This is a genomic window from Paenibacillus sp. P4_A7 (assembly GCF_056402455.1).
In genome coordinates, this window is record NZ_JBFUHJ010000802.1 from 1 (window position 1) to 1164 (window position 1164).

The following is a 1164-nucleotide window of genomic DNA, read 5'->3' on the forward strand; positions in this document are numbered from 1 at the left end:
AAATAACGGATGCTATGCAGGAAGGCGATAAAAACGCAACATTAGCTTTTGAGATGTACATTTATAGATTGAAAAAATATATTGGCGCATATACGGCAGCAATGAATGGACTTGATACCCTTGTTTTTACTGCAGGTGTTGGAGAAAACTCAGTCGTCTTGCGTAAAGCAGTATGCGAGAGCATGTCGTTTCTTGGTATTGAACTTGATGAAGAGCGGAATGCAGTACGCAGCGATGAAGCTAGGACCATATCAACAGACAGCTCCCGTGTAAAAGTGCTTGTTGTTCCAACGAACGAGGAGTTATTGATCGCAAGAGATACCTATAAAATAGTTTTAGATTCCAAAACGTCTTAATGGTTTCTAAGGGGGTGGCAGGAAATGAACAACGAGATCTGGAAGGCGTATTCGCACGGTATGGCCGCGGCGCTGCAAGAGGGCGGTGTACATATATCCGCAATGCTGCTTCGCACTTACCGAAAGCTCGAGTTGTCAGATACGGAAGCTATGCTCCTTATGCAAATAATGGTTTACATGGAAGCGGATTTAAATGACTTCCCCGTTCCAGAGGAGCTTGCTCAGCGAATGGGAACGACTGTCCGAGAAGTGGGGCAAATGCTGGGCAGACTGATGAAGGACGGCTTCCTAACGATAGATGAGTATGTCGACAGCGGGACAGGGATGCATTCTGAACGATATAACTGGAGCGGCTGGCTGCTTAAAGCGGCACAGGTAACCGCGGACGAAAAGCGGGAATCGAAGAAAGCGGAGCGGCAGCCTGAGAAGCCGCTTGCAGCTTCTGCATCTGATTTGTTCAGCGTATTCGAGCAGGAGCTGGGACGCTTATTGTCTCCAATGGAATGTGAGACGATCAGCGGTTGGCTGGATGAAGATCGCTACACGGATGAAATCATCCGTTTTGCTCTGAAGGAAGCGGTCTTCGCAGGTAAGCTAAGCTTGCGTTATATTGATCGCATCTTAATTGAGTGGAGCCGCAATCGGGTGACCAACGCGGATGAAGCGCGCGCCCACTCTCAGAAGTTTAGAGGCGGCGGTAGAGGATAAGAAGTGGTCGTTTATGCAAGGTGATTGCGTATAAGGAAGCTGTAAGCCCATTATTTGGGCTTAAAACCTCCTTGGGAGGTTCGATAGAAGGCTATAAGCA

At 47.9% G+C, this 1164-nt stretch carries 1 protein-coding gene and 1 pseudogene; both read left to right on the forward strand.

Annotated features, from left to right (window positions below; all coding sequences use genetic code 11):
• Positions 1-356, forward strand: a pseudogene (locus tag AC1DWN_RS34115) (acetate kinase); the annotation flags it as partial.
• 24 nt (positions 357-380) lie between these two features.
• Complete coding sequence (locus AC1DWN_RS34120; protein WP_477563243.1) at positions 381-1064, forward strand: DnaD domain-containing protein; 684 nt, start codon at positions 381-383, stop codon at positions 1062-1064.
• Positions 1065-1164: the final 100 nt, after the last annotated feature.

Coding starts and splice junctions, on each gene's coding strand:
- AC1DWN_RS34120 (WP_477563243.1), top strand. CDS start 381: ATGAACAACGAGATCTGGAAGGCGTATTCGCACGGTATGGCCGCGGCG.